The organism is Catellatospora sp. NPDC049133 (genome assembly GCF_040648455.1).
In the GTDB taxonomy this organism is placed as follows: Bacteria; Actinomycetota; Actinomycetes; order Mycobacteriales; family Micromonosporaceae; genus Catellatospora; species Catellatospora aurea.
On the sequence record NZ_JBEZDT010000071.1, the window covers coordinates 1 to 15,691 of the forward strand.

Below are 15,691 nucleotides of genomic sequence, written 5' to 3' on the forward strand. Positions count from 1 at the left end.
CATCGCCGTGACGCTGACGGTGGCGGTGTCGCGGTCGGAGGCGACGACCTCCAGGCGGCCGGCGGCGACGCGCAGGTCGGCCCGGATGGTGCCGGCCGCCGGGGCCGTCGAAGGTGGGCAGCTCGGCGAGGCCCTGGACGATCATGCCGGTGTCGCCGTAGTCGCCGCCGGTGGCGGCCAGGACCGCGCCGTCGCGGACGAGTTCGACGTTCGCGCCCTCGCGGGACCAGATCGGCTTGCGGGCGTAGCTGGTCAGGTCGGTGGGGCGCTGGTCGGCGAAGTAGGCCGGGAGCAGCAGGTCGCGGTGGTCGGGGTCGTCGCGGTACAGCTCCCACAGCACCGGCAGCAGCGCTTTGTTCGACCAGAGCGCGGCCGTCCACGGGGGTTCGATCCAGACGGTGCCGCGTTTGGTGGGGTCGGCCATGTTGGCGAAGATGGGGCGGCCGCCCTCCTCGTGCCACAGCCACTCCCACGGGTACAGCAGGAAGATGACGTCGATCGGCGTCGCGGGCGCGCCCTTGCTGGGCTCGTGCACGATGCGCCCGTCGGCCATGTCGACGCCGATCTGCGCGACCTCGATCAGCTCGACCGGGTAGCCGGCCTGCCGGGCCGTCTCGGCGAGGTAGCCCGCGTTCATGACGTCCTCGCCGGAGGCCTCGGTGCCGTCGTAGGCGAAGTACACCGTGGGGCGTTGCGGCAGCCAGGGGCGGGCTGCGACGAGTTCGCCCAGGTTGCGCCGCCAGGCCTCGATGAGGCGCTCGTGCACGCTGGTCCACTGCCGGTCGAAGTGGTGGGTGTGGCCGGTGTCCTCCAGCCAGCGCCACTGCACGACCGCCGCCTCCAGCAGCGACGTCGGCGTCTGCGCGTTGTACTCCAGCAGCTTCGGGGTGGTGCCGCGGCCGCCGTACCAGATGTCGAAGCGGCCGTAGACGCTCGGTGAGAAGTCGGGGCTCTGCCGGGTGTGCGCGTGCGTGCCGAACAGGTCCTTGTCGCCGTGCGTCCAGGTCTGCGGGCTGTTGTCGTACCAGGTGCGGATGACCTGCTCGTGCACGTACTCGGGCACCCCGGCGCGGCTGAGCAGGCAGGTGGCCGGGGTGCACACCGAGGTCAGGTAGGCCTCGCGGCGCACCTGCGGGTCGGCGCGCGGGCAGCGCTCGACGATGTGGTCCCCGGCGGCCACGCACATGCGGTGCAGGGTCGCGGCGGACTGCTCCAGCAGCAGGATCTCGTCGAGGTCGAAGTCGTAGAACGGGCCCTCGCGCCAGTACGACATGGCGGAGCCGTCCTCGGACACGGTGTCGTTGAACACCAGGCCCAGCGAGCGGTTGGTCTCCGCCCAGCCGGGCCTGGGGGTGGCGTGGTCGACGCGGCGCACCGCTCAGCTGCCCACGGTGGTGCCGGAGCCGGTGCCGCCGACGATGCCGGAGCGCACGGTGCTGCCGTTGGTGACCCGCGACGGCAGGCCCCACTGGCCGCGGGTCGCGGTGTCGCCGGCGCTGAACATGTCGCCGCCGGTGGGCACCCGGTCGCCGATGCGCAGGGTGCGCGGGTACGCGGTGGAGTAGGCGAGGTAGTAGGGCCAGTCGGTGCCGTACGCCTGGTCGCCGTCGCACTGGATCGGGTCGACGACGACCTCGTACTCGTCGACGCAGTAGAAGACGTAGACGTCGTCGTAGACGGGCTGCACGACGACCGGCGCGGCGGTGGTGCGGGCCGGCGACGGCTTGGCGGCCGGGCTCAGCGTGGTCACCGGCGTCGGCGACGGCACGACCACCGGCTGGGGCACGTACGACGGCTGCTGGTAGTCGATCGCGCTCGGCTGGTACACCGGGTCGTCCGGGGCGCTCGACCCGAACCCGCAGGCGACCGAGCCGCCCGCCAGTCCCAGGAACGCCGCGCCCAGTGCCACGCTGCGCGATCTCAGCCGTACGCCGTCCGCCATGTCTGCTCTCCCCGTGTGCCGGATGTGGGCCATCACTGTGACAGGGGCCCGCAAGCCGATCAAGGGTGATCTAGGGTGGGCCGAATGGACGACAACCCTGTACAGCTGGCCGTGGTGATGCTCGTGAACCGGGCGGGCGAGCTGCTGCTGCAGTTGCGCGACGAGCACGCCCCGAACTTCCCGAACATGTGGGCGCTGCCGGGCGGGCACATCGAGCCGGGCGAGACGCCCGAGCAGGCCGCGCCGCGCGAGCTGATGGAGGAGGCGTCGCTGCGCCCTGACTCCCCACTGCGGCTGTTCCTGGTGCAGCCGGTGCCCGAGCACCACCGGGTGAAGCACTACTTCTACGGGATGACCTCGGCGGTGCAGGACGACGTGGTGCTCGGCGAGGGCGCCGCGATGGTGTTCACCCCGGCCGAGCAGGTGTTCGAAGGGCGCGAGTTCACCCCGGGCACGGCCGTGGCGATCACCGAGTTCCTGGCCTCGGCCGAGTACGCGCAGTTGCGGGAGCGGGCATGACCGGCAACCGCCTGCTGTACCTGGTCCGCCACGGCGAGGCGGACGCGCTCGGCGAGCTGACCGAGGCGGGGCTGGAGCAGGCCCGGCTGACCGGCGAGCGGCTGGCGTCGGTGCCGTTCGCGTCGGTGCAGCACAGCCCGGTGCGGCGGGCCGCGCACACGGCCGCGCTGATCACCGCGCACCTGCCGGGAGTGCCGGTCGAGCAGTCCCCGCTGGCCGGCGACTACGTGCCGTACCTGCCGCCCGACGACGAGCTGCCCGCCTTCGCCAAGGGTTTCCTGGACGGCTACTCCCCCGCCGAGATCGCCGAGGGCGCGGCCTTGATCGAGGCCGCGCAGGCGCGCTACACGGCGGTCGCCGAGACCGACACGCACGAGCTGGTGGTGACGCACAACTTCCTGATCGGCTGGCTGGTGCGGCATGCCCTGGACGCCCCGCCCGCCCGCTGGATCGGCATCAACCAGGCCAACTGCGGGATCACGGTGCTGCTCTACCGGGCCGGGCGGCCGCCGTCGCTGGTGTCGTTCAACGACCTCGCGCACCTGCCCGAGCGCCTGCGCTGGACCGGATTCCCGCCGACGCTGCACGTCTGATCACGGACGTGGGGCTGGTGCTCGATCCAGGGCAGCCATTACCCTCCGGAGCGGACAAGCTGCAGTAGGAGAGGGGCGGCGGCATGGACCGGACTCTGTGCGGACCCGGCCGGATCTGACGGGTCTGGCGGATCGTCGTGTACCGCATCCATTTCACCGCGCGCGACCTCATGCAGACGCGGATCGTCACGGCCCCGGACCCGCTGTGGGAGATCACGCTCAGCTCCCACCTGCTGGGTCGGCGCAACGAGGATCCGCTGCTGCTGGGTTGGCACCGGGCCGCGCAGCAGTCGCTGCGGGCCGGCTCCGGCCTGCGCGAGCGCGCCGGCCTGTTCCTCGGCGTCAACCTGTCGCACGGCGACTTCCCGGACTTCCTCACCCCGCGCACGCGCGACGGCGGTGTCGACGACGGGCTGGAGGCCGTCGGCAGCACCTGCCGGCGCCAGCTGCGCCGCGACGTGGCGGTCGTCGCCGCCGGCCGCGGAACTCTGCCCGCCGCCGCCCAGGACCTCGGCGCGGGTCGCGCGGCGGCGCTGCGCGAGCTGACCGTCGGCATGCGGGAGTACTTCGAGGCCGTGGTCCAGCCGCAGTGGAGCTGGGTGACCGCCTCCTTCGCCGCCGACCACGCCTCGCGCAGCCGCGCCGTCGCCGCCGGCGGTCTGGGCGCGCTGCTCAACTCGCTGCACCCGTCGGTGAGTTTCGAGGACGGCGTGCTGCGGATCGCGGACTACCCGCGAGACCGGCACCTGCACCTGGGCGGCCGCGGGCTGGTGCTGGTGCCGTCCTTCTTCAAGCGGGCCACCAGGCCGATCACGCTGATCGACGACGACCTGCCGCCGGTGCTGGTGTACCAGGTGGACCGCGGCACCGGCCTGGTCGCGGCCCGGCAGCACGCGGCACTGTCCGCGCTGGTCGGCCGCACCCGGGCGGCGATCCTCGAACTGTGCGCGGAGGGCGGCTCGACCAGCTCCATCGCCGCGCGGCTGAAGCAGTCGCCGAGCACCGCCAGCGAGCACCTGGCCGTGCTGCGCCAGGCCGGGCTGGTGTACAGCGAGCGGCGGCGCAGCAGCGTCGAACACCGGCTCGCGCCGCTCGGCATGGCGCTGCTGGAGGGCCGGCCAAGCCATCCCGACCAGTGACGGGAGCCTAGGCGGGGCGCGGGCGGGCGAACAGGAGCGCCAGCAGCACCGGGAACTCCAGGTACGCGTGGTAGCCGGCCAGGGCCTGGTACAGGGTGCGACCCTGGCCGTAGTCGACCAGGAACAGCCCGCCGAGCACGAGCGCCGCGGCCGCGCCCAGCGCCCACGGCCGCCACCCGGCCAGCCACGGCACGCGCTGCTCGAACGCCGCCGCGGCGTCGGGGGCGAACCGGGGCAGGAAGCCCAGCCACACCACGTAGTGCATGGCCTGCAGGAACGCGAACACGGCGAGGAAGCGCAGCCCGGCGGTGAGGCCAGGCGGGCTGACCGGGGCGGCGATCGACTCCGGGCTGCCCGCGAACGCCACGACGGCGGCCGAGCCGTCCGCCAGCAGCGGGTCGAACACCCCGGCCAGCAGCAGCGCGGGCACCAGCAGCACCCAGCCGAGCTGGGCGGCGCGGAACAGCGCCCGCTCGCGCCCGGCCAGCCGCCGCGACCACTCCCACAGGAAGAACAGCGGTACCACGTTGTGCAGGTGGGCCAGCACCACGAAGTGGTACGCGGGCCAGGTCAGCGACACCGCCGCCGCCCCGGCCAGGCCCAGTCCCGCCGGGACCAGCCAGCCGCGCGGCACGGCATGCCACACCCCGGCGGCCAGCACGCCGTAGCAGAGGACGATCTCGGGGATCCGCATTCCCAGCACGCGGCAGAACACGATCGCGGTGACCAGCGCCAGCGCCGTCCACAGCAGCCGTCCGGTGAGGATGTGCGCGAACCGACCCGCGACGTAGCGCAGCTCCAGCACGTTGTGCAGCACCCCGAACGCGATCAGCCCGAGGACCGTGGTCGCCAGCGGGGCGCGCAGCGCGGCGGCCAGGGCCACGGCCGCGCAGGCGGCGAACCCGAGCGCGAGGCCGGCCGCGCGCGGCGGCGCGGGGGTGCGCGGGGCGGGCAGGGTGGCTACCGTCATGCGATGCTCCGATACCCGGCCGCGCTCGCGCTGACGCTGGCCGTCGAGATCCCCGTGTACGCGGCCGCGCTGCGCTGGGGCTGGGCGGTGTCCTGGCGCCGGGCGGCGCTGTGTGCGCTGGGCGTGAACCTGGCGACGCACCCGCTGCTGTGGTGGCTGCTCGCGCCGTGGACCGGGCTTTCCGCGTACCCCCTGGTCGTGGTCTTCGCGGAGGCCGTGGTGTGCGGCGCGGAGGCGGTGCTGCTGGCCTGGTGGCTGCGGCGGCGGGATCCGCTGCTGGCGGTGCTCGCGGTCGCCGCGAACGCCGCCTCGGTGCTCGCCTGGCTCATTTACGCGAGCGCTTGACCAGCACGACGACCAGGACGACCGCGGCCGCGGCGAACAGCAGGCAGACGCAGACCGCGGCCAGGCCGAGGCCCGCGTACTCGGGCTGGGGGGCGACGTCGGCGAGAATTGCTGGCATCGGTCCAGTATCGCGATCACGGCGAGGGAGTCCACCGGCCGAACGTGGCGTCCACGATGGCCGGTCGCCGCGACATCACCAGCGGGCCGCCCCGCGTCCGGGTGGATCATGTGGTCAGATGAGCCATGGGAGACGGCTGGCACGAGGTGGCGAGCGACGAGGCGGACTGGCTGGCGCAGCTGCGGCCGGACGGTGAGCTGACCGGCTACGACCCGGGCGGGCGGCCCGACGCGGCCTGGATCCTGCACGCGATGTACGAGTGGGAGTCGGGCGCGACCCGCACCACCCACCAGGACCTGCGCCGCAGCCTGCTGGACGCGCACCTGGTCGAGCCGGAGCTGATCGGCGGGATCAACCTCGACGAGTGGGGTGTCGTCGACACCGGCGGGGCGATCGGCCGCTCCCAGCACCCGGGGCCGGGCTGGCGGCGGCTGCGCTGGGCGGAGCTGGCCGGGCGCACCGACGAGCCGGTGGTCCCGCCCGGCAGCCCGCCGGACTTCCGCAGCCTGCCCGGCTCCCATCCGGACGGCAGCTGGCCCGCCAGCATCGAGCCGCCCGGCGAGGGCTCGCTGGACCGCGAGGGCTGGTCCCGCCTGGTCGACTTGCTGACGGCCTGGTCCGGTGCGGACACCCCGTGTTTCGCCTACATCGCCCGCGGTGCGGCGCCCGACGAGCAGGCGCACGTGCTCGCCGGACCGCTCGGTGAGGCGAAGGCGCTCTACGAGGACGAGCGCGGCAGCGGCTCCCCGGCGAACCTGTGGCCCGCCGACCGCTCCTGGGTGACCTGGTCGGACTGGGACCTGTGGGGCACCAAGGTCGCCGGCCCATCCGGCCTGATCGAGTCGCTGCTCGCCGACCCGGAACTCGAGACCCTCCGCCTGCCCTGGTGCTGACCCCGCACCCCGCCCATGATCGTTCGACTTGCCTGGCACCTGTGCGTATCTTGAGGCCGGTTTCGCCTAGGTGCCTGGCAAGTCGAACGATCATGGGCGGGTGGCGGTCGCCTCGGTGACGTCGATCGCGGCGGCGGGGCAGTTGTAGGCGGCCTCGCGGACGGCGTCGTGCTCGGACTCGGGTGGTTCGGCCTGGCGCAGGACGACCAGGCCGTCGGCGTCGTCCTGGTCGAAGACCTCGGGCGCGGTGCGTACGCAGTTGCCCGAGCCGCAGCACGCGTCCCGGTCGACGGCGACCCGCAGCCGTACGCTCACCACGTCACCGGCAGCCGCTGCACGCCGAACACGACCGCGTCGCGGTAGCGCACGTCGTCGGCGTCCACGGCCAGGGCCAGGCCGGGCAGGCGGGTGATCAGCTCGGACAGGGCGATGCGCAGCTCGGCGCGGGCCAGCGGCTGGCCGATGCACTGGTGGATGCCGAACCCGAACGCCATGTGCTGGTGCGAGCCGCGCGCCAGGTCGAACTCCGCGCCGTCGGGGAACACGTCGGCGTCGCGGTTGGCGGCCGACAGCAGCGCGATCACGCCCTCACCGGCGGCGATGCGGTGCCCGCCGACCTCGGTGTCGGCGACCGCGACGCGGGTCAGCCCGGTGCGCACGATGGTCAGGTAGCGCAGCAGTTCCTCCACGGTGTCGTCGATCAGTTCGGGGCGCTCGCGCAGCCGGCGCAGCTGTGCGGGGTGCTCCAGCAGCACCAGCGTGCTCAGGCCGATCATGTTCGAGGTGGTCTCGTGCCCTGCGATGAGCAGCAGCACGGACAGGCCGACCAGCTCCTCCTCGGTCATCTCGCCGGTGGCGACGCGTTCGGCGGCCAGGCGGCTGATCAGATCCTCGCCGCGTTCGCCGCGGCGGGCCGCGATCAGCCGGGTCAGGTAGTCGCGCAGCTCCTCGATGGCGTCGCGGGCCTGCTCCGGGGTGCTGGACCAGGCCAGCAGGATGCGGCTGCGCTCCTGGAAGTAGTCGTGGTCGGTGTACGGGACGCCGAGCAGGTGGCAGATCACCATCGACGGGACCGGCAGCGCGAAGTGCTCGACCAGGTCGGCGGGCTGCCCGGCGGCGCGCATCTGCTCCAGCGCGTCGACGACGGTCTGCCGGATCAGCGGCTCCAGCGTCCGGATGTGCTTGATCATGAACTCTGGGGTGAGCATCCGGCGGAACTTCGTGTGCTCGGGCGGGTCCATGCGGATCAGCGAGCCGTCGGGGCGGCGCGGCATGTCCTCGGGGATGGGCCGGATCAGCGGGAACCCGGGCCGGGTGAAGTCGCTGGAGAAGTCCGGACTGCGCAGCAGCTCGCGCAGGTGCTCGTGCCGGGTGAACAGCCAGGCCTGCTGGCCGGTGGGCAGCTGCACCCGGCCCACGCCGTCCGGGCCGAGGTCGGGCAGCAGCGGGTCGAGCCCGGCGTTGCCGAACGGGTACGTCAGGACGTTCGTGGCCAGCGTGTCGGACATGTGAGACTCCCCCGTCGAACCCCCAGGACCCCTCCAAGTTACTAGCATTTGCCCGGTTTTGCGGAGTTCTGGCCGACCGGCCGGCTGGTCAGGGAACCACCACCACCGGCCAGCGGCCCTGCCTGACCAGCCGCGTCGCGACCGAGCCGACGAACCGGTGGCCCGCCTGCGCGGACGCCCCGACGACCAGCATGTCCGCCTTCAGCTCGTCGGCCGCGGCCCGCAGCTCCGCGTACGGATCACCGCGGCGCACCGCGAACGTGACGGGCAGGCCCATCTCCTCGGCCGCCTGACGCACCTGGGCGCGCAGCTCGCCGGCCAGCTCCTCGGCGGCCTGCACCGCCGCCGCCGCGGCCTGGCCGTAGACCGACGCGACGAGTCCGGCCGGCTCCCCCACGAACACCACGACCAGGCGGCTTCGCTGGCGGCGGGCCAGCCCCGCGGCGTACGCGGCGGCCCGCTCGGACGGCGGGCTGCCGTCCACGCCCACCATGATCACCCGTGGGCCGTCGGTGCCGCGCTCGAACGCGCACGGGGCGGCCGCCGGACCGTAGTGCTCGGTGCGCTGCTGCGGAAGGTCCACGGTCCCGGCCGTCCCGCTCAGGCCCGGCCCAGCGCCGAAGCGGACTCGCCGAACCCGGCCGCCGACGCCTGCGAGCGCACCGCGGTGGTCGGCAGGTCGCCCCGAACCGGCCCGAATTCTCCGGGCACCCGCACCGCACCCGGCGCGTCTCCGTATGACGGCGCGGGAGGCTGCATCCGGGTGTCGGCGTGCGACGGCCACGGGGCGGACGGCGCGTACGCGAACGCGGGCACACGCGCGTCGGCGTGCGACGTAGCGGCGTACGCCGGAGCGTACGAACGGGCGTCGGCCTGCGACGGAGCAGCGTAGGCCAGGGCGTGCGAACGGGCGTCGGCCTGCGACGGAGCAGCGTAGGCCGGCGCGTAGGCCGGAGCCGGGGCCGATGTGTGCGAGCGGGCGTCGGCGTGCGACGGGACCGGGCCCGCCGGTGCGGGCGCGACCGGTTCGGGTGCCGGGGCCGGGGCGCCGGAGCGCAGCACGATGTCGGGCAGCAGCAGCGCGGCGATGACGCCGACCGCGCCGATGGCCGCGGAGATGAGGAAGATGTGGCCGGTGGCGTCGCCGTACGCCTCGCGGACGATGGTCTGGGCCATCGGCGGCAGCGTCTTGAGATTCAGCGAGCCGCCGCCCGAGCCGGCAGGCAGCCCCGCCGCGGCCAGGTGGTCGGCGATGATCGACTGAACCCGGTTGGCCAGCACCGCGCCGAGCACCGAGACGCCGATGGTGCCGCCGAGCGAGCGGAAGAAGGTCACCGAGCCGGTGGCCGCGCCGAGGTCCTTCATGGCGGCGGTGTTCTGCACCGCGAGCACCAGGTTCTGCATGGTCATGCCGACGCCGAGGCCGACGAGCAGCATGCCCACGCTGATCACGGTCAGCGGCGTGTCGTGGTCGATGAACGACAGCCCGAGGAAGCCCGCGACCAGCACGATCGCGCCGGTGACGATGTACGGCTTGACCTTGCCGGTCTTGGTGACCATGCGGCCGGTGACGGTCGAGGAGACCAGCACGCCGAACATCAGCGGCATGGTGAGCAGGCCGGCCTCGGTCGGGGTGTAACCGCGGCCGATCTGGAAGTACTGGCCGAGGAACACCGAGCCGCCGAACATGGCCATGCCGACGGCGAGGCTGGCGAGGATGGACAGCGCGGGGACGCGCTTGCTGATCACGGTGATCGGCACGACGGGGCTCTCCGCCCGCAGTTCCACCCAGACCGCCGCGGCCAGCACCAGCAGCGCCGCGCCGACCATGGCGAAGGTCTGCCAGGACAGCCATTCGAACGAGTTGCCGACGAACGACACCCAGACGAGCAGCGTGCTCACGCCGATCGCGATCAGGGCCGCGCCCAGGTAGTCGATCTTCGCCTTGATCCGGGCCGTACGGGGCAGGTCGAGTGTCAGCCAGAGCAGCGCGAAGGCGATCGCGGCGATCGGCACGCCGATGAAGAAGCACCAGCGCCAGCCCAGCCACGAGGTGTCCACGATCAGGCCGCCGAGCAGCGGCCCGGCCAGCGTGGCGACGGCCATGACGCCGCCGAGGTAGCCGTTGTACCGGCCGCGCTCGCGCGGCGGGATCATCGCCGCGATCACGATCTGCACCAGGGCCTGCAGGCCGCCGACGCCGATGCCCTGCACCGCGCGGGCCGCGATGACCTGGCTGGTGTCCTGGGCGAACCCGCTGAGCAGCGAGCCGATCACGAAGATCACGATGGCGATCTGGACCAGGAGTTTCTTGCTGAACATGTCCGCCAGGCGCCCCCAGACCGGGGTCGTCGCGGTGGCGGCGAGCAGGGTCGCGGTGACGATCCAGGTGTACTGCGTCTGCGTGCCGTTCAGCTCGCCGACGATACGGGGCAGCGCGGTGGACACGATGGTCGAGCTGATCATGGCGACGAACAGCACGAGCAGCAGCCCGCTCAGGGACTCCAGGATCTCGCGGTGGCCCATGCGCAGGTGGCGGGGGATGTGGCCGGGGTTGCTCATGGCATCGAATATGGCACCGAATTTGCACAGTGCGCAAAGTTTCCCGATGTGCATTTCGCCACGCCGACCGGTATCGTCTCCTGCTCGTGGAGCCGACGAGCGAGCCGACGCCGACCCTGCGCGAACGCAAGAAGGAAGCGACCAGGCAGGCCCTGCACGAAGCCGTGCTGCGCCTGGCCGTGGAACGCGGCCTGGACGCGGTGACCGTGGACGCCATCGCCGACGAGGCCAACGTGTCCCGGCGCACCTTCTCCAACTACTTCGCCAACAAGGAGGACGCCCTCCTGTACGGCGACCGGATGCGCGTCAACGCGCTGCTCGAGCTGCTGCGCGCCCGCCCCGCCGCGGAGACCCCGTGGCAGGCGATGACCAACGCGGCGGTGACCCACTTCGAGCAGATCGGCGCGGTCGACCCGAACTGGGTCGCGCAGACCCGGCTGCTGCGCCGCCACCCGTCCCTGCTCGCCCAGCAGGCGGCCGCCCAGACGTCGCTGGAGCACGAGCTCGCCGCCGAGGTCGCCGCACGCGACCCGGGCCACGCCGACGAGCCGATGCGCTCGCGCGTGCTCGCCGCCGTCTTCATGACCGCGCTGCGCACCGTGTTCGGCCTGTGGGTCGAGCAGGGTGGCGGGGCCGCCCTGCCCGTTGCCGTGCGGGCCGGGCTGGACCGTGCCGCCGAGCCGTTCGCGTAGCCGCATGCCTGCCCCGGCGGCGGCCCACCGCGCTCGGCTTTCAGCAAAATTTGCACTGTGTGCAGCGTTACGAGTCGCCCGACAGGCGACCCGCGAGCGGTATGGTCCGTGATCGTGAAGGCACTTCGCCGACGTAGCGCGCCGAAGATCTGCCGACGCCAGGCCCGGCCCTACCGGTCCCCGCGCCGGCAGGCCGCGATACCCGGGCAACGGGCCGCGGTCCGTCGCCACCCCCGCCCGTCCGGTGTGCCGGAGGAGCCCTCACCGCGCAAGTCCACCGCACCCGCTCCCGTCTGGCGGCGCTGGCTGCGCGGGCTGCTGCCGGTGGCCGTGGTGGTGCTGGCGCTGGTGACCGTACGCGACCAGATCCCCGGCCTCGACCAGATCAAGCCGGTCGTAGCCGACGGCGACCTCGCCTGGATCGGCGTCGCGCTGCTCGCCGAAATCCTGTCGATGTCGCTGTTCGCCCGCCAGCAGACGAACCTGCTCAAAGGCGTCGGGGTGCCCGCCCGGCTGGGCGGCGCGCTGGCCCTGGCCTACACCCGCTCCGCGCTGTCGATCAGCATGCCCGCCGGCACCGCCGTCTCCGCCGGGTACGCGTACCAGCGTTTCCGCCGCTGGGGCGCGAGCCGCGAGGCGGCGACCGCCGTCATGATCATGTCAGGCGTCAGCTCGTTCGTCGGCCTCGCCCTGCTGTACATCGTGGGCTTCCTGCTCACCTTCCTCGCCTCGCCGGTGTCGACGTGGCAGAACCAGCCGGTGCTGACCCCCGCGGTGCTGGGCGTCAGCGCCGCGACAGCCGCCCTGCTGGTCCGGCACCGCGTCCGGGCGCGCGCCTCGCTGACCATCGACGGGCCGGTCGACGAGGAGGACCTCGACTTCCTGGCCACCGCCCCGGACACCGCCGACGGCGGCACCGGGCGACCCGCCCGGTCCGGACTCGTACGCACGCAGCTGCGCCGGCTCGGGCAGCTGATGCGCGACGTGGCCGCGGTCGCCGAGACCATGCCGCGCCGGTATCGCACCGCCGCGCTGGGCCTGTCCGCGCTCAACTGGCTCGCCGACCTCGCCTGCCTCGTCGCCGTCGCACAGGCCTTCCACCTGCCGCTGGACCTGCTTCAACTCGGCACGGTCTACGTGGCGGCGCAGCTGGTCCGGCAGATCCCGATCACCCCCGGCGGCATCGGGGTCATCGAGGCGACGCTGCTCGCCGCGCTGACCGCCGCGGGCGCGGAACCGGCCGCCGCCGCGGCGACCGTGCTCGGCTACCGGCTGCTGTCCTGCTGGCTGGTCATCCCCGCCGGCCTGACCACCTGGGCGTTCCTGCGCCGCGCCGACACCCGCGCGAACGCCGCCGCGGCTGCTGACCTCGTGGCGGAACCGGTTTCGGCCGTCCCCGCCCCGACACCGGTCGCGGCGACCCCGGCGGCGACGAAGGCCTGATGCGGCCGCTCACCACTGGGTCGCGGGTTGCGCCACCTCGCGGCCGCCGGTGTGCACCACGGGAACGTGGTTGGCGGCCGGCTTCGGCAGCGCGTCCACGCACGCCTGTGAGCATGCGTTGACCAGCAGCGGAAGCACGTCGGAGCCGACGCCTCGCGAGATCCAGACCTGGCGCGTCTCGCCGCCCGTCAGGGCTTGGTCACACACGCTGCAGGAGAGGATCTCGTCCGCACCCCACCGGCCGGGGTCAGGCGTCGCGGGCGGTCGGCCGGGTTCGGCGAGCTTCGGAAACGACAGCCGCGTCTTGTAGTTGCCGTACACCGCCCGGGTGCTGACCGTGCTGCCGACCAGCTGCGGGCACCGGGTCAGCTCGTACGGGAACCAGTGCAGCCGGTAGGAGGTGTACGGCTCGAACACCTTCAGGCTGCGCATCAGCCCGATCTGCGGCGGGATCCGCACCAGGTTGCTGCCGTACAGCACGAGGTGTTTCACCTCGGTCAACGTGCCGATCGACGCGGGCAGGGTGACCACCTGCCGCCGTTCCTGCGCGCTCAGCTCCGCCAGCGGCGTGAACTTCTCCCGGCCGTCGGCCGCCGCCTGCTCGATCAGTTCCAGCAGCCGCAGCCAGCCCGGGGCCCGCGTGTCCTGCCGGTCGGCGTGGAAGCGCTTGGCCTGCTTGGGCTGCGCCATGCACCGGCAGGTGTCGCGGGCGGTCTCCCGGTCGCCAGGACCGGCCGCGTCACCGAAGCGGTTCACGAACACCTGCGGCTGCTCGACGTCAGACATGGCGGCACCATAGCCCGGCGGAGCCGGTTCGGCTGCCCCGGCGGGGCCCGATGATCCGTTTCTGTGGACGCTGAACGTCGTCATGGCAACGTCGGGCGCCCACAAAAACAGATCGTGGTAGCGCGCTGAGGATCAGCGGTCCAGAGGGGTGGCGGCGGGATCCGAGTCGGCTGAGGCACGCCATGCCCAGCGGCCCAGCGCCAAGACCGTGAGCACCTCGAAGGTGGCCAGGCCGCGTTCCACGAAGCCGAGCGGGATGACATCCCACCACGGCATGCCGGTGTACGGCGTGAGCAGGTATGCGCCGATGATGACGCTGAAGAAGGCGAGGGCGGCCAGAGCCGGGATCGCGGTCAGCCAGACGCTGCCCCGCCAGCGCCGCTCCCGCCGCCACATGACGGTGACCAGCAGCGCGCCCAGCGGCAGGCTCAGGAACGCGACCAGGCTCGCCATCCGGTGGATGTGCCCGTGCAGCGACGGGCCGACCGACCAGTCGTGCTTCGGGAAGTACACCACCGCGGCCAGGCCCGCCGACCACAGCAGCAGCCCGAGCGAGGCGAACGACGCGGGCCGGATCAGCTTCGCGTACGCCAGCGCCACGAACACGGCCAGCGAACCCGCGGCGAGGATCAGGACCCCGAGGTTGAACACCCAGCCGGTCTCGTAGTAGGCGTACTCGCTGATGGTGCGGCGGATCGGGCTGATCGCGGCGGTCGGCGGCAGCACGTGCAGGGCGGACACGGCCAGCACCCCGGCGACGACGGCGGCGAACCCGGCGGCCGCGAAGGTGCGGGCGAGGGAGGCGGACGGCATGCCTCGATCATCCCGCATCGCCGGCATGCGTGGTTGTCCGCAGCGCGCGGACCGACGCGCCGTCCGGCGTCTTCAGACGGAGGCTGGAGCCGGCTGTGCCGTTGCGGTCTCGGCCTGGGCCACGACCCGGCCCGATCGCCAGGCGAGCAGTCCCGCGCCGACCGCGAGCACGGCGCACACCGGCCACAGCGCGCCCGGGGCGAGCCCGTAGAGCAGCGCGCCGAGCGGGGCGGCCAGCATGGTGCCGCTGGTCGCGGCTCCGGTGTAGAGGCCCTGGTAGCGGCCGGTCAGTTCGGCCGGGGCACGGTCGAGCACATGCGCCGTGGCGGTGGTCTTGTAGAGGATCTCCCCGGCGGTTAGCACCACCATCGCCGCGATCACCACGGCCGCGGTGGAGCCCAGCCCGAACACCGCCATGCCGACCCCGACCAGCGCGTACCCCACAGCGATGATGGCCGTGGCGGGTAGCCGCCGCAGCAGCATGGTCACCGGGATCTCCAGCAGCAGGATCAGCCCGGAGCCGACGGCGAGCACGGTGGCGTACACGGTCAACTGCTGCCCGTTGTCGCGCAGGTAGACGGGCAGGGTCGAGTACAGCTGGCGGTAGACGACGTCGACCACGACGATCGCGGGCAGCAGCATCAGCAGGCCGCGGTCGGCGAGCACGCTGCGCCACAGCCCGGCGGGCGCGGCACCGGCGGGTGCGGGCTGCCGCTCCGGTTCGGCGCGCAGCAATGCGGCGGTGACCGCCCGGACGGCCAGGATGACCAGGCCGTCGATGACGAACAGAGCGGTGAAGTGCTCCACCGCGAGCAGCGCGCCGACCGGCGGGCCGATGACGCAGCCGGCGTTGAACGCGGCCCGGCTGATCGCCACGGCGCGCCGCCGGTCGCCGGGCGGCACCGCCAGCGCGGTCAGCGCCCCTTGCGAGGTGCCGGCGGTCGCGCCGCTGTAGCCGAGCAGGGCCGTGGACACGGCCAGCAGCGCCACCGGCGTCCACGGCATGAGCAGCGTGACGGTGCCCGCGACGGTGGAGGCGAGCAGCATGGTGCGGCGGTGGCCGAACCGGTCGCCGAACCAGCCGCCGGTGAAGTTGCCGGCCAGCAGGCCGACGCCGAGCGCGCCGCTGATCAGGCCGGCCTGCTCCAGGGGCAGCTGGCGGGACCCGGTCAGGTAGAGGAACAGGAACGTGAACACGAACGACCCGGCGGCGTTGACGAATCGTCCGACAGCGAGGATCCACACGACCCGGGGTATGTCACGCACGCACGCACCCTACGGCCTGTTTCATAACTCGGTGGAGTTGTGAGACAGCGCCCTTCTCGGGCGTCCGCTCCTCACCCGCGATGGGGTGGGTGCGGTTCCCGC

General features: G+C 73.0%; 17 protein-coding genes and 1 pseudogene. 7 read left to right on the forward strand and 11 right to left on the reverse strand.

What is annotated here, in order from left to right; genetic code table 11:
* Both AB0B35_RS41475 and AB0B35_RS41480 read right to left on the reverse strand, forming a co-directional pair.
* Nucleotides 1-1,375: glutathionylspermidine synthase family protein (locus AB0B35_RS41475; protein WP_361057208.1), on the reverse strand; the 1,375-nt coding region annotated here is incomplete at its 3' end.
* A gap of 3 nt (nucleotides 1,376-1,378) precedes the next feature.
* Nucleotides 1,379-1,942, reverse strand: coding sequence for a hypothetical protein (locus tag AB0B35_RS41480; protein WP_360535434.1), 564 nt, complete (start codon nucleotides 1,940-1,942; stop codon nucleotides 1,379-1,381).
* Between the two features lie 84 nt (nucleotides 1,943-2,026).
* Between AB0B35_RS41480 and AB0B35_RS41485 the strand changes: the two genes are divergently transcribed.
* The 3 genes from AB0B35_RS41485 to AB0B35_RS41495 all read left to right on the forward strand — a co-directional run bounded on the left by AB0B35_RS41485 (nucleotide 2,027) and on the right by AB0B35_RS41495 (nucleotide 4,193).
* Complete coding sequence (locus tag AB0B35_RS41485; RefSeq protein WP_361057211.1) at nucleotides 2,027-2,461, forward strand: NUDIX domain-containing protein; 435 nt, start codon at nucleotides 2,027-2,029, stop codon at nucleotides 2,459-2,461.
* Nucleotides 2,458-3,054, forward strand: coding sequence for a histidine phosphatase family protein (locus tag AB0B35_RS41490; protein WP_361057214.1), 597 nt, complete (start codon nucleotides 2,458-2,460; stop codon nucleotides 3,052-3,054). The genes AB0B35_RS41485 and AB0B35_RS41490 overlap by 4 nt, the downstream gene beginning before the upstream one ends.
* A 137-nt stretch (nucleotides 3,055-3,191) precedes the next feature.
* On the forward strand, nucleotides 3,192-4,193 hold the full coding sequence (locus AB0B35_RS41495; RefSeq protein WP_361057217.1) for a helix-turn-helix domain-containing protein: 1,002 nt from the start codon (nucleotides 3,192-3,194) through the stop codon (nucleotides 4,191-4,193).
* 7 nt (nucleotides 4,194-4,200) lie between these two features.
* Here AB0B35_RS41495 and AB0B35_RS41500 read toward each other — a convergent pair whose 3' ends face one another.
* Entirely contained in the window at nucleotides 4,201-5,163 is a 963-nt protein-coding gene (locus AB0B35_RS41500) for a hypothetical protein (RefSeq protein ID WP_361057220.1), read from the reverse strand.
* 3 nt (nucleotides 5,164-5,166) lie between these two features.
* Between AB0B35_RS41500 and AB0B35_RS41505 the strand changes: the two genes are divergently transcribed.
* Nucleotides 5,167-5,508: a hypothetical protein gene (locus tag AB0B35_RS41505; protein ID WP_361057223.1), complete on the forward strand. Its 342-nt coding sequence runs from the start codon at nucleotides 5,167-5,169 to the stop codon at nucleotides 5,506-5,508.
* Here the strand turns inward: AB0B35_RS41505 and AB0B35_RS41510 are convergent.
* The gene (locus AB0B35_RS41510) at nucleotides 5,489-5,626 is read right to left on the reverse strand and encodes a hypothetical protein (RefSeq protein ID WP_361057226.1); all 138 of its coding nucleotides are present in this window, start codon (nucleotides 5,624-5,626) and stop codon (nucleotides 5,489-5,491) included. The genes AB0B35_RS41505 and AB0B35_RS41510 overlap by 20 nt on opposite strands.
* Before the next feature lie 125 nt (nucleotides 5,627-5,751).
* Between AB0B35_RS41510 and AB0B35_RS41515 the strand changes: the two genes are divergently transcribed.
* A complete protein-coding gene (locus AB0B35_RS41515) occupies nucleotides 5,752-6,519 on the forward strand; it encodes a hypothetical protein (RefSeq protein ID WP_361057229.1) in 768 nt (255 codons plus the stop codon).
* A gap of 90 nt (nucleotides 6,520-6,609) precedes the next feature.
* Here the strand turns inward: AB0B35_RS41515 and AB0B35_RS41520 are convergent, their stop codons facing one another.
* The 4 genes and pseudogenes from AB0B35_RS41520 to AB0B35_RS41535 all read right to left on the reverse strand — a co-directional run.
* Nucleotides 6,610-6,834, reverse strand: a complete 225-nt coding sequence (locus AB0B35_RS41520) for a ferredoxin (RefSeq protein ID WP_361057231.1) — start codon at nucleotides 6,832-6,834, stop codon at nucleotides 6,610-6,612.
* Nucleotides 6,831-8,027 carry a cytochrome P450 gene (locus AB0B35_RS41525; protein ID WP_361057234.1) on the reverse strand — a complete coding sequence of 399 codons (1,197 nt, stop codon included), beginning with the start codon at nucleotides 8,025-8,027 and terminating at the stop codon, nucleotides 6,831-6,833. The genes AB0B35_RS41520 and AB0B35_RS41525 overlap by 4 nt, the downstream gene beginning before the upstream one ends.
* 88 nt (nucleotides 8,028-8,115) lie before the next feature.
* Complete coding sequence (locus tag AB0B35_RS41530) at nucleotides 8,116-8,520, reverse strand: universal stress protein (protein ID WP_361057253.1); 405 nt, start codon at nucleotides 8,518-8,520, stop codon at nucleotides 8,116-8,118.
* Nucleotides 8,521-9,077: 557 nt separating this feature from the next.
* A pseudogene (locus AB0B35_RS41535) lies at nucleotides 9,078-10,553 on the reverse strand (MDR family MFS transporter); the annotation flags it as partial.
* Between the two features lie 122 nt (nucleotides 10,554-10,675).
* On the opposite strand from AB0B35_RS41535, the gene AB0B35_RS41540 reads away from it, so the two are divergent.
* Both AB0B35_RS41540 and AB0B35_RS41545 read left to right on the forward strand, forming a co-directional pair.
* Complete coding sequence (locus AB0B35_RS41540; protein ID WP_361057237.1) at nucleotides 10,676-11,281, forward strand: TetR/AcrR family transcriptional regulator; 606 nt, start codon at nucleotides 10,676-10,678, stop codon at nucleotides 11,279-11,281.
* Between the two features lie 114 nt (nucleotides 11,282-11,395).
* A complete protein-coding gene (locus tag AB0B35_RS41545; RefSeq protein ID WP_361057240.1) occupies nucleotides 11,396-12,724 on the forward strand; it encodes a YbhN family protein in 1,329 nt (442 codons plus the stop codon).
* Between the two features lie 9 nt (nucleotides 12,725-12,733).
* Here AB0B35_RS41545 and AB0B35_RS41550 read toward each other — a convergent pair whose 3' ends face one another.
* The 3 genes from AB0B35_RS41550 to AB0B35_RS41560 all read right to left on the reverse strand — a co-directional run bounded on the left by AB0B35_RS41550 (nucleotide 12,734) and on the right by AB0B35_RS41560 (nucleotide 15,589).
* Nucleotides 12,734-13,510 (reverse strand): leucine-rich repeat domain-containing protein, encoded by a 777-nt coding sequence (locus AB0B35_RS41550; RefSeq protein WP_361057243.1) that lies wholly within the window; start codon nucleotides 13,508-13,510, stop codon nucleotides 12,734-12,736.
* Nucleotides 13,511-13,642: 132 nt separating this feature from the next.
* The gene (locus AB0B35_RS41555) at nucleotides 13,643-14,323 is read right to left on the reverse strand and encodes a DUF998 domain-containing protein (RefSeq protein ID WP_361057246.1); all 681 of its coding nucleotides are present in this window, start codon (nucleotides 14,321-14,323) and stop codon (nucleotides 13,643-13,645) included.
* 72 nt (nucleotides 14,324-14,395) lie between these two features.
* Nucleotides 14,396-15,589, reverse strand: coding sequence for an MFS transporter (locus AB0B35_RS41560; RefSeq protein ID WP_361057250.1), 1,194 nt, complete (start codon nucleotides 15,587-15,589; stop codon nucleotides 14,396-14,398).
* Nucleotides 15,590-15,691: the final 102 nt, after the last annotated feature.

Bases quoted from the DNA above. Each gene is read 5' to 3' on its own strand.
- AB0B35_RS41480 (WP_360535434.1), bottom strand. From the start codon at position 1,942: ATGGCGGACGGCGTACGGCTGAGATCGCGCAGCGTGGCACTGGGCGCG.
- AB0B35_RS41485 (WP_361057211.1), top strand. From the start codon at position 2,027: ATGGACGACAACCCTGTACAGCTGGCCGTGGTGATGCTCGTGAACCGG.
- AB0B35_RS41490 (WP_361057214.1), top strand. From the start codon at position 2,458: ATGACCGGCAACCGCCTGCTGTACCTGGTCCGCCACGGCGAGGCGGAC.
- AB0B35_RS41500 (WP_361057220.1), bottom strand. From the start codon at position 5,163: ATGACGGTAGCCACCCTGCCCGCCCCGCGCACCCCCGCGCCGCCGCGC.
- AB0B35_RS41505 (WP_361057223.1), top strand. From the start codon at position 5,167: ATGCTCCGATACCCGGCCGCGCTCGCGCTGACGCTGGCCGTCGAGATC.
- AB0B35_RS41510 (WP_361057226.1), bottom strand. From the start codon at position 5,626: ATGCCAGCAATTCTCGCCGACGTCGCCCCCCAGCCCGAGTACGCGGGC.
- AB0B35_RS41515 (WP_361057229.1), top strand. From the start codon at position 5,752: ATGGGAGACGGCTGGCACGAGGTGGCGAGCGACGAGGCGGACTGGCTG.
- AB0B35_RS41525 (WP_361057234.1), bottom strand. From the start codon at position 8,027: ATGTCCGACACGCTGGCCACGAACGTCCTGACGTACCCGTTCGGCAAC.
- AB0B35_RS41530 (WP_361057253.1), bottom strand. From the start codon at position 8,520: ATGGTGGGCGTGGACGGCAGCCCGCCGTCCGAGCGGGCCGCCGCGTAC.
- AB0B35_RS41550 (WP_361057243.1), bottom strand. From the start codon at position 13,510: ATGTCTGACGTCGAGCAGCCGCAGGTGTTCGTGAACCGCTTCGGTGAC.
- AB0B35_RS41555 (WP_361057246.1), bottom strand. From the start codon at position 14,323: ATGCCGTCCGCCTCCCTCGCCCGCACCTTCGCGGCCGCCGGGTTCGCC.